Origin of the sequence: Hamadaea sp., from assembly GCF_013362815.1 — a bacterium.
Taxonomy (GTDB): domain Bacteria; phylum Actinomycetota; class Actinomycetes; order Mycobacteriales; family Micromonosporaceae; genus Hamadaea.
The window spans coordinates 37,696-50,705 of record NZ_JABFVK010000048.1 but is presented as its reverse complement, the minus strand read 5'-3'; the positions used below and the strand labels follow the sequence as shown (position 1 = coordinate 50,705).

The 13,010-nt window shown below is 68.9% G+C and carries 14 protein-coding genes and 1 tRNA gene; 12 read left to right on the top strand and 3 right to left on the bottom strand.

The genetic code is table 11. The features are described from left to right. The first annotated feature begins 16 nt into the window (after positions 1–16). Positions 17–643, top strand: coding sequence for a MerR family transcriptional regulator (locus tag HOV77_RS22300; protein WP_290864622.1), 627 nt, complete (start codon positions 17–19; stop codon positions 641–643). 67 nt (positions 644–710) lie between these two features. Here the strand turns inward: HOV77_RS22300 and HOV77_RS22295 are convergent, their stop codons facing one another. Next, on the bottom strand, positions 711–1,973 hold the full coding sequence (locus HOV77_RS22295; RefSeq protein ID WP_290864620.1) for an MFS transporter: 1,263 nt from the start codon (positions 1,971–1,973) through the stop codon (positions 711–713). Between the two features lie 70 nt (positions 1,974–2,043). Here HOV77_RS22295 and HOV77_RS22290 point away from each other — a divergent pair, with 70 nt between their 5' ends. The 4 genes from HOV77_RS22290 to HOV77_RS22275 all read left to right on the top strand — a co-directional run bounded on the left by HOV77_RS22290 (position 2,044) and on the right by HOV77_RS22275 (position 5,365). Further along, a complete protein-coding gene (locus HOV77_RS22290) occupies positions 2,044–3,006 on the top strand; it encodes a helix-turn-helix domain-containing protein (protein WP_290864618.1) in 963 nt (320 codons plus the stop codon). Between the two features lie 8 nt (positions 3,007–3,014). After that, positions 3,015–3,599, top strand: coding sequence for a cellulose binding domain-containing protein (locus tag HOV77_RS22285; RefSeq protein WP_290864616.1), 585 nt, complete (start codon positions 3,015–3,017; stop codon positions 3,597–3,599). Between the two features lie 27 nt (positions 3,600–3,626). Beyond that, positions 3,627–4,688 (top strand): LCP family protein, encoded by a 1,062-nt coding sequence (locus HOV77_RS22280; protein ID WP_290864614.1) that lies wholly within the window; start codon positions 3,627–3,629, stop codon positions 4,686–4,688. A gap of 200 nt (positions 4,689–4,888) precedes the next feature. Next, entirely contained in the window at positions 4,889–5,365 is a 477-nt protein-coding gene (locus HOV77_RS22275) for a hypothetical protein (protein ID WP_290864612.1), read from the top strand. 56 nt (positions 5,366–5,421) lie between these two features. On the opposite strand, the gene HOV77_RS22270 is transcribed toward HOV77_RS22275, so the two are convergent. After that, positions 5,422–5,497 (bottom strand) — tRNA-Arg (locus HOV77_RS22270). Between the two features lie 91 nt (positions 5,498–5,588). On the opposite strand from HOV77_RS22270, the gene HOV77_RS22265 reads away from it, so the two are divergent. Then, a complete protein-coding gene (locus HOV77_RS22265) occupies positions 5,589–6,128 on the top strand; it encodes a hypothetical protein (RefSeq protein WP_290864610.1) in 540 nt (179 codons plus the stop codon). Here HOV77_RS22265 and HOV77_RS22260 read toward each other — a convergent pair. Beyond that, a complete protein-coding gene (locus HOV77_RS22260; protein ID WP_290864608.1) occupies positions 6,058–7,065 on the bottom strand; it encodes an alpha/beta hydrolase in 1,008 nt (335 codons plus the stop codon). The two genes, HOV77_RS22265 and HOV77_RS22260, sit on opposite strands and share 71 nt — an antisense overlap. Positions 7,066–7,181: 116 nt before the next feature. On the opposite strand from HOV77_RS22260, the gene HOV77_RS22255 reads away from it, so the two are divergent. From HOV77_RS22255 to HOV77_RS22230, 6 genes are all read left to right on the top strand, one after another. Next, positions 7,182–7,850: a single-stranded DNA-binding protein gene (locus HOV77_RS22255; protein WP_290864606.1), complete on the top strand. Its 669-nt coding sequence runs from the start codon at positions 7,182–7,184 to the stop codon at positions 7,848–7,850. 206 nt (positions 7,851–8,056) lie between these two features. Further along, entirely contained in the window at positions 8,057–8,452 is a 396-nt protein-coding gene (locus HOV77_RS22250; RefSeq protein WP_290864603.1) for a hypothetical protein, read from the top strand. A gap of 33 nt (positions 8,453–8,485) precedes the next feature. Next, complete coding sequence (locus HOV77_RS22245) at positions 8,486–9,424, top strand: cobalamin biosynthesis protein (protein WP_290864601.1); 939 nt, start codon at positions 8,486–8,488, stop codon at positions 9,422–9,424. Beyond that, positions 9,421–10,941, top strand: coding sequence for a cobyric acid synthase (locus HOV77_RS22240; RefSeq protein ID WP_290864600.1), 1,521 nt, complete (start codon positions 9,421–9,423; stop codon positions 10,939–10,941). The genes HOV77_RS22245 and HOV77_RS22240 overlap by 4 nt, the downstream gene beginning before the upstream one ends. Next, a complete protein-coding gene (locus HOV77_RS22235) occupies positions 10,938–11,516 on the top strand; it encodes an AAA family ATPase (protein ID WP_290864598.1) in 579 nt (192 codons plus the stop codon). The genes HOV77_RS22240 and HOV77_RS22235 overlap by 4 nt, the downstream gene beginning before the upstream one ends. A 21-nt stretch (positions 11,517–11,537) precedes the next feature. Beyond that, on the top strand, positions 11,538–12,908 hold the full coding sequence (locus tag HOV77_RS22230; RefSeq protein WP_290864596.1) for a dipeptidase: 1,371 nt from the start codon (positions 11,538–11,540) through the stop codon (positions 12,906–12,908). The last annotated feature ends 102 nt before the right edge of the window (positions 12,909–13,010 follow it).

Here is a 13,010-nt window from a genome sequence, read left to right as displayed (position 1 = left end):
TAGCTATACTATCCGCATGAAGGTCGGCGAGCTGGTGGAGCGCAGTGGGGTCCCGCTGCCCACGATCAAGTACTACCTCCGCGAGGGCATCCTGCCGCCCGGCACGCCGACCGGCCGCAATCAGGCCGACTACGGTCCGGAGCACCTGCGCCGGGTCCGGTTGATCCGGGCGCTGGTCGACGTCGGCGGGCTGGGCATCACCGCGGTGAAAGAGGTGCTGCGCTCGATCGACGACCCTCATCAGTTCGGTCACGAGGTACGCGGCACCGCGCACTACTTGCTGACGCGGCCGACCCGGGCCGACCGCTCCTCTCCGGAGTGGCGGCAGGCCCGAGAGGACGTCCTCGACCTGATCCGCCGCCGGGGCTGGCAGGTGTATCCGGACCGGCCCGAGGTCGATCAGGTCGCCGATGCCCTGCACGCCATCCGTTCGCTGGGCCAGGACGACCTGACCACTCTCCTCGACACGTACGCCGAAACCGTGGAGAAGCTGGCGGAGGAGGAGGTCGGGCTCGTCATGCGCCGGCCGGATCGAGCCGGCACCGTCGAGGCGGTCATCACGGGCACGGTCCTGGGCGAGGCGATTCTCGTGGCACTGCGGCGCATCGCCCAGGAGCACTTCTCCGCCCAATACTCCCGTTGATCATGAACCTATGGTCCCAACGGACCGCGTGTCGCCGCCCCCGACATCATGATCAACCGGACTCCGGTCAGGCGGTCGCCGGCGCGAGACGGCGTACGCCGATCCGGGCCGACACTGCGGCGGCGATGAAGCACAACGCTCCGGCGACGTACCAGGCGAGCGAGTAGGAACCCAGCGCGTCCCGGATCACGCCCGCCCCGGTCGCGGCGACAGCTGCGCCGATCTGGTGCGAGGCGAAGACCCAGCCGAACACGATCGGCCCGTCCGCGCCGAAGTGCGTACGGCACAACGCGATCGTCGGCGGAACCGTGGCGACCCAGTCGAGGCCGTAGAACACGATGAAGAACAGCATCGGCGGGTGGGCTTGCGCGTCCAGCAGATGCGACAGCAGCAGCAACGAGAAGCCGCGCAGTGCGTAGTACGCCGCGAGCAGCAGTCGCGGGTCCACCCGGTCGGTGAGCCAGCCCGAGACCACCGTCCCGGCGATGTCGAAGATGCCGATGAGGGCCAGCAGCCCGGCTGCGGTCGTCTCGGCCATGCCGTGGTCGTGTGCGGCCGGGATGAAATGCGTACCGATCAGGCCGTTCGTGCTCGCGCCGCAGATCGCGAAGCCCACCACGAGCGCCCAGAACGCGCCCGACTTACTCGCGGTACGCAGACTGCCGAGCGCCCGCGCGGCGGCGTTCGCCGTCCTCGGCGGCGCGGCCACCGGCTCGGCCGGATTCGCACCGTACGCCGTCGTGCCGACGTCGGCGGGGTGGTCGCGCAGCAGCCAGATCACGAGAGGCACCACTGCCAGCGCAGTCCCGGCGACGGTCAACGCGGCGATCCGCCAGCCGTGCGAGGCGGTGATGTTCGCGAGCAACGGCAGGAAGATCAGTTGGCCGGTCGCTCCGGCGGCGGTGAGTATGCCGGTGACGATCCCGCGATGCTTGACGAACCAGCGGCCGGTGATGGTGGCGACGAAGGCCAGCGCCATCGAACCGGTGCCCATCCCGACGAGTACGCCCCAGCACAGAACCAGCTGCCAACTGGCGTTCATGAAAACGGTTAGCCCGCTGCCGAGACTCACTACGGCGAGCGCCACGGCGACCACCCGCCGGATGCCGAATCGTTCCATGAGCGCCGCGGCGAACGGCGCGGTCAGCCCGAACAGCAGCAGGTTCACAGAGACGGCGGCCGAGATGAGGCCCCGGCCCCAGCCGAACTCCTCCTGCAGCGGAGTGATCATGACGCCGGGAGTGGCGCGGAAGCCGGCCGCGCCGATGATCGCCACGAACGCGATCGCGGCCACGGACCAGGCGCGGTGCAAGCGGGTGGAAGTCGTCACGTGACCATGATCGGGCGTACGCCCGAACAAGGGGAGTGGCCCGAGAGCCACTATGTGAAAGAATCAGGCCATGACCGATCGGCATCACGTCGTGATCCTGGCGCTCGACGGGGTCGTCCCATTCGACCTCGGCACCGCGACTCAGATCTTCCTGGCCGCCCGGGACTCGGCCGGAAACCGGCTCTACCAGGTCACGGTGTGTACGCCGGACGGCAGCGCTGTGCGTACCGAATTAGGCTTCGCGATCGTCCCCGAACACGGACCGGAAGTGATCCCACAGGCCGACACCCTGGTTGTGGCGGGTGTGCACGGGACCGCGGCGCTGTCTGACGGGGTGAACGACGCGGCCGTGACCGCCGCGCTGGCCGCGCGCCGTCCGGACGCGCGTCTGATGTCGATCTGCACGGGCGCGTTCGTGCTGGCCGCGGCCGGTCTGCTGGACGGCCGCCCGGCGACCACCCACTGGTTCTGGGCCGACGCGTTCCGTGAGCTGTTCCCGCAGGTCGCGCTCCGGCCGGACGTGTTGTTCGTCGACGACGGCGACATCCTGACCTCGGCCGGGGTCGGCGCGGGCATCGACCTCTGTCTGCATGCGGTACGCCAGGACTTCGGCAGCGACGTCGCCAACCGCGCCGCCCGGCGCTGTGTCGTGCCGCCCTGGCGGGAAGGCGGCCAGTCGCAGTTCATCGAGCGGCCGGTGCCGTCGCCGACCGACACGAGCACCGCGACTACGCGGGCGTGGGCGGTGGCGCGTTTGCACGAACCGTTGGACCTGCGGACGCTGGCGCGGCACGCGAAGATGAGCGTACGCACGTTCACCCGGCGATTCCGCGAGGAGACCGGGGTCAGCCCGGCGGAATGGCTTGCACGGCAACGGGTCGAGCACGCGCGGAAGCTGCTGGAGACGACCGACCTGCCGATCGACGCGGTCGCGCGGCAAGCCGGATTCGGCACCGCGGTGTCTCTTCGGCAACGTCTGCACGCGACGGTCGGTGTCGCGCCCAGTGCGTACCGGCGAACGTTCCGCATATAGTTCCTCCCGTGAATGTCCCAGGTCCGGTTCGCTGGTGGACGCCGAGACAGCCCGGTTGGCTCCGCAACACCGTGATCGCCGTGATCGTCGGCCTCGCCGCCGGGCTGGGGGTGCTGGCGGTCGTGGCACCCCTTTCGCCCGAACCCGACGCCATCGCGGGTGGCACGCCGCCGGTGTCACCGTCGCCTTCCTGGTCGCTGACGCTGCCGATGCTGTCGTCGTCCCCCTCGCCATCCGGACGGACATCCTCGCGTCCCCGCTCGCCGTCTGTGTCGTCTGACGGTACGCGTGGGGCTGGGATCGCCGCCCGGTACGCCGTGAAGGACAGCTGGTCCGGCGGCTACTCCGCGGAGATCGTCGTGACCGCGACTCAGGCGACCGACGGCTGGACGATCGTGCTGACCTTCCCCGACGGCGTGGACGCCACCACCGCCTGGGAGGCCGACTACCGGCAGAACGGGCGTACGGTGACGCTCACGCCGAAGAGCTGGAACCGCACCCTCGCGGCCGGCGCCCAGATCGTCGCCGGAATCCAGCTGAGCGGCTCCGGACAGCCTCTGAGCTGCGCAATCAACGGAACACCGTGTGCGTGACCCCGTTCGTGGGCCTATCGTGAGAAGGTGCGCAGCCGGTTTGGCGCGAAGATCATCGTCGTCCTCGGCGTCCTGCTGGTCCTCGCGGGGTTCGGCGGGATCGTGGCGGCCAAATCCTTCCTGAACGACCTCACCGGCTCGATCGAGACCGCGAACGTCGACGAGAACGGCGCCGGTCGGGCCCGGCCGATGACCGGCGCGATCAATCTGCTCCTGCTCGGACTGGACACCCGGGAAGGCTGGGCGGAGAACACCTCGCGAGCGGACACGATCATGGTGCTCCACGTCGCCGCCTCGCACGACGAGGCGTACCTGATGTCGATCCCCCGAGACACCGAAGTGGACATTCCCAGCTGGACGCCGTCCGCGTACGCGGGTGGGCACGACAAGATCAACGCCGCGTACTACTTCGGATCGCAGCAGGGTCAGGGCTGGCCCGGCGGCGCGGGGCTCACCGAGAAGACCGTCGAGCAGCTGACCGGGATCGTCTTCAACGGCGTAGCCGTCATCGACTTCAACGGCTTCAAGAACGTCATCGCCGCCCTGGGTGGCGTCGACCTGTGCGTCGAACAGGACACCTGGTCGAGCCACTACATCGACGACAACGGCAAACCGGTGTACTACAGCTACGACGGGGAACACCAACTCCCCAACAGCTGGATCCACAAGAAGGGCTGTCGCACCATGGCGGCCTGGGAAGCGCTCGACTACTCCCGACAGCGGTACGGCCTGCCGAACGGCGACTACGACCGCCAGAAACACCAGCGCGAACTCATCAAGGCCATGGCAGCCAAGGCGACCGGCATCGGCGTACTCACCAACCCGAGTCGGCTCTCCGGCCTGCTCCAAGCGGCCGGCGCATCCCTGAAGCTCGATACCGGCGGCTACGACCCGGCCGACTTCCTCTTCAACCTCAAGCTGCTCGGCGCGGCCGACCTCATCACCCTGAAGACCAACGCCGGCAGCTTCAACGAAGACCCCGCGGGGGGCGAGGCGTTGTCCGCCGGCACGATGCGGATGTTCGAAGCGGCTCGGAACGACACGTTGGGCGTTTTCCTCGCTGAGAACCCGGAGTACCTCAGCCCCTGAGAGCCTGCTAGCTCCGTCCACTTGCCGATGCGGCCGGTCAATGCCCCGGATGTGCCATTCGGAAAGTTGGCATACTCAGATGAGGTCTTGCTTCGTTGAAACATGGGGGAGGTGTGCCCCCACGAAGGCGAGGCATGATGAGTGCCACTGGGCATGAAATCGGTACGCGTAACCGTCACCGTACCGTTCGTCGGTCCGCAGTGCCGACTGTGATTCGGGTGATAGCTGCGCTCGCGTCACTCGTCGTGATCGCGATGCAACAGCACGCTCAAGGTGACGAGAAGGTGCCTGAATCCGACTGCCGGCCTTCCATCATCACGCCGCCCGGCCCGATCGGCGGCGACGAGCCAATCCAGATAATCGAAGAAGGCGATTGTGTAAACGTGCTACTGATCGCTCGGCAGGTTCGGGACAAGAAGTGGCGAGTCGTTGGCCAGTGCAGCCACCAACAAGGGACCATCATGGCCAACTGCTGGCACGATCTTCCGTCGGTTGGAAGCCGTTCACCGACTCTCTACGACGTCCGTGCTGTCGTCGTCACGTCGAAGGGGCTCTTGACGCTTAACGGCCTGGCGAGCGGCTTGACGTTCCCAAGCATCAAGACACTGCTTGGGAGCGAATGCTTGGTGGAGACGGATTCGGTGACCGTTCCGCTTAAGACCGGCACCAAGCAGTGAACGCGGTCTCTCGTCAGGGACGGCATGGGGTGCGGTCGCTTGAGAGCGCCGCAGAGTGGTGCGCCCGGCAGGATTCGAACCTGCGGCCAACTGCTTAGAAGGCAGCTGCTCTATCCGCTGAGCTACGGGCGCGCGCTGATCACAGGGTACCGAAAGCGATGTTGAAACCCACCCGCTGGATGGCCTATTGGAGGCGTGCGTACGCGGGAGTAGGTTAACGCTCGTGGACGTGATGAGCACCACATTTCTCCCGGTGCTGGTCTCCCTCGACGAGCTGGATCCGCAGGACGAGGAGGACATAGTCCTCGACGAGTTCGTGGGCAGCCTCGCGGTCGGGTACGCGCCGGGACCGCCGTACCAGGGTTTGGTGACGTGGCGGGAGCTGCAGCGGATTCGGCTGCATCCGCACGATCTTCGCCGGTACGCCTTCGAATTGCTGTCCAAATGGGCGGCCGAGGTTCAGGTCGACGGCCGACCGCCGGTGCTGATGTTGTCGTTCGGCGGTTGGGAGGCGTCGGCCGTGCTGCTGGACGAGTTCTGGGAACGGCTCGCTCCCCAGGTGCCGGGCGAACTCGTGATCGGCGTACCCGCGCGGGATGTGGTCATGGTGACCGGATCCGGTTCGCCGCCCGGGGTCGAGAAGGTACGCCGGGCGGTCGACCGGATGCATTTCGCCGGCGGGCAGGGTCTGCTCAGCCGGGATCTGCTGGTGTGGCGGCGCGGGTGGGAGGTTTGGCGGCACTATCCGCCTCATCCGCACTGAAGTTCTCCGTCATCCAGCGGTCGACCTCGGCGAACAGCCGCTCGCGGGCGGGTGGCCGGGAGAGTGTGAGGTCGTGCTTGCCGCCCGGGATGCGTACCACCGTGACCTTGTCGCCGAGCCGGGGCGCCCAGCGGACGATGTGTTCCACGTCGAGGACGGCGTCCATGTCGTGCGCGACCTCGTCCCAGGTCGGCTGCTTGAACGAGGCGTCCGATGCGGTCACGAGGATGGGCACGTCGACCGCCAGCCCTCGGCGTACGCGTAGATGCCCTTCCCGGATCGCGCGCAGCCAGCCGAGCCGGACCGGGAAGCTCTCGATGGGCTTCCACATCAGGTCGTAGCTCCATTCGCCGTTGTGCTCGGCGTGGATGCTGCGGCCGTAGGTGCCCGAGACGTTCATGTTGATCTTCCGGTAGTGCCCGAGGGAGGCCAGGCCGGAGATGATCGGGGCGAGCGGGCGGCGGATCAGCCAGGGCGCGTTGAAGTCGAGGAACGGGCTGTTGAGGAACAGGCCGTCGACGTATTTCGCCTTCCGGCGCGAGTCGGCCCAGAGCGAGCCGATCAGGCCGCCGGTGGAATGGCCGTTCATCAGGACGGTGTCGTGGTCGTCCTCGGTGCGGATGATCCGGATCGCCTCGTCGATCTCGGGGAAGTACTCGGTGAGGCTGCGCACGAAGTTGGGCGTCTGGTGGCCGAGCAGCGACCGGCCGTACTTGCGCAGGTCGAGGGCGTAGAAGTCCCACCCGCGATCGGTGAAGAAATCGGCGAGGTGGGTCTGGAAGAAGTAGTCGCAGAACCCGTGCAGATAAAGGACAGCGCGCTTGGTCGGTTGCTTGGCACGCCGCCGGACCAGCGTCGCGACGACCGGGCCTTCGTCGTCGGACGGCAGGTCGATGATGTGCCGCTCATACGGCGCACCCAGGATGTCGGTCTCCACGGTTATTAAGTTACCCGCGAGTTGGTCCGGGCGAGTTATCCACACGCGAGCGCTATCCACAATATCGATGATCGTGACTTGTTCGTCGGACGCTGTCAGGCCACACGATATCCAGCATGTTCGAAACGAATATCACGATAGTAGGAAACCTGCTCACCGCTCCGGAGTGGCGGCGTACCTCGAACTCGGGCCGGTTGGTCACGAGCTTCAAGGTCGCCGCCAGCACCCGGCGGTTGGAGCGCTCGACCGGCCAATGGGTCGACGGCAACGGCCTCCGCGTCCGGGTCACCTGCTGGCGCGAGCTTGCCAGCGGCGTGGCCAGCAGCTTGATGGTCGGCGACCCCGTCGTCGTATACGGCCAGATCTACACCCGGGACTGGGTGGACGCCGAAGGCACCAAGCGGACCCTCTACGAGATGGAGGCGCTGGCAGTCGGGCACAACCTCGCGCGGGGCCGGGCGCGGTTCGCGCGGAACAAGCCCGTGTCCGCCAGCGAGGTCGAGCCCGATCCGACCGAGCCGGTACGCCTCGGCGGCGAGCCGACCGAACCGGCTCCGGAGCAGCGAGTCGGGCTGGCAGCGGACGATCCGCTGAACGCGGTGGACGAACCCGGCTTCGGCCCGTACGGCTTCGGCTATGACGACCCGGTCCCGCCATTCGACGCGACCGACTTCGTGACGGCGACGGCCACGGACGACGGCGATGACGACGACTCCGACGACCTCGACGACGACGAGGCGGACGACCACGTCCACGACCGCGGCTCGGCGCTGGCCGGCGTCTGACCGAGCCCGATCGGGCAGGACTCCCGTCCGTCGGGGCTCCCCGACGCCGACGGACGGGACGGCCGGCTTCGCCGGAGCGCCGCGGGTGGCGGAGCGCGGCGAGAGGACGCTTCGGTGAAGCCGGCCTTCACCTACGGGCGGCGCGTCAGAGGGGCACGCGCCGCCCGTAGCGCAACCCGTTGACTTGATCTTGGCGGAGGTGACGTGTGACCCGGCAGGAGATGGCGATAGCGGCGGCCGTACGTGATGCGGCCTGCGAATTCGGGCGGCGGCTCGGTGATGAAGATCTCCGCCGGTTCCTCCGCAAGGCGGGCTGGTCAGGCGGCGACGTGATCGTGACGGTCCGCGAGGAACCGGCCGAGGCCGCGCTGTACCGCCTGTTCACGACGACGATGCCGCCGGTGCTGATCGCGCTGCGCCGGCCGTCCGGTTTCGTCTTCCGGACGCTGCGGCCGACGCGACGCTGGCGGCGGAAGCGGCCACTGACGCTGATGGTGGCGCCGGAGACGACGATGGGGATGCTCTACGACGACGTCAGGCGGGATGCCGTCTCGGCGCCCCGGCCTACCCCGTGGTTCACCATCAGGGCGCTTATAGGCTGATCACGGTTGGCACGCCGTGGTCAGGAGGTTCGGGTGCGCGAGGTGGACGCCGCGGGGATGGCGGCCGGGTATGCGTTGGACGCCCTGCTGGGCGATCCGCGCCGGTTCCATCCGGTCGCCGGGTACGGCAAGGCGGCGGGGACCGTGGAACGGTTGCTCTACGCGCCCAGCCGGGCCGACGGCGCGATCTTCACGGCGGTCGCGGTGGGTGCGCCCGTGCTGGCGGCGATCGCGGCGAACCGGCTCACCCGTTACCGGCCGTTCGCCCGGTTCGCGCTGGTCACCGCCACGACCTGGGCGGTGCTCGGCGGGCGTTCGCTGCGGCGTGAGGCCGCTGCGATGGCGGACTCGCTGGAAGCCGGTGACACCGAGGTCGCGCGCGAGCGCATCACGCATCTCTGCGGCCGCGATCCGGCTGCGCTGGACGAGAGCGATCTGGCTCGGGCCACCGTCGAGTCGGTGGCCGAGAACACGTCCGACGCGGTGGTCGCCCCGCTCGTGTGGGGCGCGGTCGCGGGTCTTCCCGGGCTCGTCGGCTATCGCGCCGTCAACACGCTCGATGCCATGGTGGGTCACAAATCTCAGCGGTACGCAGACTTCGGAACCGCGTCCGCGAAACTGGATGACGCAGCGAACCTGATTCCGTCGAGGTTGACCGCGATGCTGACGGCGCTGGCCGCTCCCGTCGTCGGCGGCGGGACTCGGGGTACGTGGCAAGTGTGGCGGCGAGACGGCGGGAAGCACCCGTCGCCCAACTCCGGGCAGTGCGAGGCGGCTTTCGCGGGAGCCCTCGACGTGACGCTCGGCGGCGAGAACGTCTACTTCGGACGGACCGAGGTACGCCCGTCGCTCGGCGACGGTGGCAAGCCGGTTGCGGCGGACGCGCGACGGGCGGCGAAGCTGAGCGGGGTAGTGGGCTTGGCCGCGCTCGGGGTGGCGGTCGCGACCCGGCTCGCCCGGAGATCCCGATGAGCGGTGGCCTGCTCGTCGCCGGTACGACGTCGGACGCGGGCAAAAGCGTCGTCACCGCCGGGATCTGCCGATGGCTGGCCCGCCGGGGCGTGAAGGTCGCACCCTTCAAGGCGCAGAACATGTCGAACAACTCGGCGATCGCCATCCGGGCCGACGGCACCGGGGGCGAGATCGGCCGGGCGCAGGCGTTGCAGGCCGCCGCGTGCGGACTCGAACCCGATGTCCGGTTCAATCCGGTGCTGCTCAAGCCGGGCAGCGACCTGTCCAGTCAAGTCGTCCTCCTCGGGGACGCCGTCGACCACATCACCGCCGCGAACTTCCGTTCCCTCAAGCCCCGGCTGGCCGAGGTCGCCTTCGCCACTCTGGCCGACCTGCGGGCGGAGTACGACGTGGTGGTCTGCGAAGGCGCGGGCAGCCCGGCCGAGATCAATCTCCGGGACGCCGATTTCGTGAACATGGGTTTGGCCCGGCAAGCCGGGCTACCGGTGGTGGTCGTCGGCGACATCGACCGCGGCGGCGTCTTCGCCTCGTTCTTCGGCACGCTCGCCCTGCTGGACGCGGCCGATCAGGCATTGCTCTGCGGGTTCATCGTGAACAAGTTCCGGGGCTCGCTCGATCTACTCGCTCCCGGGTTGACGAGGCTGGAGCAGCTCACCGGGCGGCCGGTGCTCGGCACGCTGCCGTTCGACCTGGACCTCTGGTTGGACGCTGAGGACTCGCTCGCGTACGGGCGGGTGCTGGGGCGGCCGGCAGCGCCGCGCTGGGAGCAATGGCTACGGGTAGCGGTCGTGCGGCTGCCTCGGGTTTCCAACGCCACCGACGCCGAAGCGCTCGCCGTCGAGCCGGGAGTCGCGGTGCGGTTCACCGCCGAACCGGCCGAGATCGCCGCCGCCGACCTCGTGGTCCTGCCCGGGTCGAAATCCACCATCGCCGATCTCGCTTGGCTGCGCGAGTCCGGGCTCGCCGACGCGGTGACGGCCCATGCCGCGGCGGGCCGCCCGGTGCTCGGTATCTGCGGTGGTTATCAGATGCTCGCCCGGTCGATTCGGGACGACGTCGAGAGCCGGGCGGGCGAGGTCGCCGGGCTCGGCCTGCTCGACGTGGACGTGGAGTTCGCCCCGGACAAGGTTTTGGGGCGGCCGGTCGGCACGGCGCTCGACGCCGGGGTACGCGGCTACGAGATCCACCACGGCCGGATCAGCCGGATCGGGCGGGAGCTCACGCCGTTCGTCGGGGACGACGGAGTCAGCAGTGGCTCGGTTTTCGGTACGCATTGGCACGGCGCGTTCGAGTCGGACGAGTTCCGCCGCCGGTTCCTACGGCTGGCGGCCGGTCTGGCCGGGCGCGACGGCTTCGAACCCGCGCCGGACACGGAGTTCGCCGCGGTTCGGCAGGCCACTGTGGACCGTCTCGGCGACCTGGTCGAGGAGCACCTCGACACCGAGGCGCTGTGGCGGCTGATCGAGCATGGTCCGCCCGCCGATCTGCCACTGCTGGCCCCCGGAGCCGTCCAGTGAGCGAGGTACGCCGCCTCCGCCGGGAGACGGCGGCCGAGGTCGCCGACGAGGTTCTGGCCAAGGAGCCGCGATCCGGGCGTACGCGGATCGTGGCGATCGACGGGCAGAGCGGCGCGGGCAAGACCACCTTCGCCGGCGAACTCGGTACGGCGTTGCTCGAACGAGGCGCGTCGGTGGACGTCGTGCATACCGACGACGTGCTCGACGGGTGGGACGACCAGTTCACCTTCTGGGAGAGGCTCGAACGGGACGTGCTGGAGCCGCTCGGCCGGGGCGAGCCGGGCCGCTATCACCGGTACGACTGGATCGACGAGCGGTTCGTCGACGAGATCACCGTCGTCCATCAGGTCGACGTCGTCCTCGTCGAAGGCGTCTCGACCGGGCGCGCCGCCATGCGTCAGCTCGCTGATCTGACGGTTTTCCTCGGCGTACCAGATGATTTGGCTTGGGAGCGGTTGCGAGCCCGGGACCCGGAGTCCGCGATGCCTTTCCTGCGCGTCTGGAAGGCTCGCGAGCAGGGGCACTTCGCCGCGGACCGGACGCCTGACCTGGTGGATGTCCTGATCACGATCTGACGTGTCGTTAGGATCAAGACCATGACCACACCCACCCTCAGCGTCGAGGAGCTGCGCGCGGCGGTGGAGCGCGAGCTCCCCGGCGTTCGCGCGGACCTGGAGCGGCTGGCCCGCATCCCGGGCATCGCCTTCGACGGTTTCGACTTCACTCCGCTCGAGCGCTCCGCCGAGGCGGTCGCGGAGCTGCTGCGCGGCTGCGGCCTGGAGACCCAGATCGCCCGGATCGGCGACGGGCACCCGGCCGTGATCGGCGTCAAGCCGGCCCCGCCCGGTGCGCCCACCGTCCTGCTGTACGCCCATCACGACGTCCAGCCGGTCGGCGACCGGGCGCTCTGGGAGAGCGACCCGTTCGAGCCGGTCGAGCGTGACGGACGCCTCTACGGCCGGGGCTGCGCCGACGACAAGGCCGGCGTCATGGCGCACGTGGCGGCGCTGCGGGCGTTCGGCTCCGGCACCGCCGACGACCGGCTGCCGGTGGGCGTCGTCGTCTTCGTCGAGGGTGAGGAGGAGTTCGGCTCCGCCTCCCTGCCGGAGCTGCTGGAGGCGTACAAGGAGACGCTGCGCAGCGACGTCATCGTGATCGCCGACTCCGGCAACTGGGACATCGGCGTCCCCGCGCTGACCACCTCACTGCGCGGCATCGTGAACCTGTTCGTCGAGGTCAAGGTGCTGAAGCAGGCCGTGCACTCCGGCATGGCCGGTGGCGCGGTGCCCGACGCGCTCATGACGCTGTCGCGCCTGCTGACCACGCTTCACAACGACGATGGTGACGTCGCCGTCGAAGGGCTGGTCTCGACGGCCGCGTCGCCGCTGGACTACCCCGAGGACCGGTTCCGCGAGGAGACCGGCCTGCTGGACGGAGTCGAGCTCGTCGGCACCGGCCGCATCGTCGAGCGGCTCTGGACCAAGCCTGCCATCTCGATCCTCGGCGTCGACGCGCCCCGGACGGGCGAGGCGCCCAACGCGATCGTCCCCACGGCCAAGGCGAAGATCAGTCTCCGGCTCGCGCCTGGCGACGACCGGCGGCGGGCGTACGACATCCTGAAGGCGCACCTGGAAAAGCACGTCGCTTGGGGTGCTCAGGTCGAGGTCACCTTCGAGCACGACGGCGACCCGATCGTCATCGACGCGACCGGCCCCGCGTACGAGGCGGCCCGGTCCGCCTTCCGGGAGGCCTGGGACGGCACCGAGCCGGTAGACATCGGCGTCGGCGGCTCGATCCCGTTCATCGCCACCTTCACCGAGGCCTTCCCGGGAGCGTCCGTGCTGGTCACCGGGGTCGAGGACCCGTACGCCAAGGCACACGGGCCGAACGAGAGCCTGCATCTGGGCGAGTTCGCCAAGGTATGCCTGGCCGAGGCGCTGCTGCTGCGCAACGTCGCTGCGCTCTGAGCCGTTTTTCGGCGCTGGCGTTTGGCGCTGGCGTTTGGCGCTGGATCAGGGTTCTCGGTCGAATCAACCTCCAAGATTCGACCCGGAACCCTGATCCGGCGC

Bases quoted from the DNA above. Each gene is read 5' to 3' on its own strand.
- HOV77_RS22240 (WP_290864600.1), top strand. From the start codon at position 9,421: ATGAGCGGTGGCCTGCTCGTCGCCGGTACGACGTCGGACGCGGGCAAA.
- HOV77_RS22290 (WP_290864618.1), top strand. From the start codon at position 2,044: ATGACCGATCGGCATCACGTCGTGATCCTGGCGCTCGACGGGGTCGTC.
- HOV77_RS22300 (WP_290864622.1), top strand. From the start codon at position 17: ATGAAGGTCGGCGAGCTGGTGGAGCGCAGTGGGGTCCCGCTGCCCACG.
- HOV77_RS22230 (WP_290864596.1), top strand. From the start codon at position 11,538: ATGACCACACCCACCCTCAGCGTCGAGGAGCTGCGCGCGGCGGTGGAG.
- HOV77_RS22255 (WP_290864606.1), top strand. From the start codon at position 7,182: ATGTTCGAAACGAATATCACGATAGTAGGAAACCTGCTCACCGCTCCG.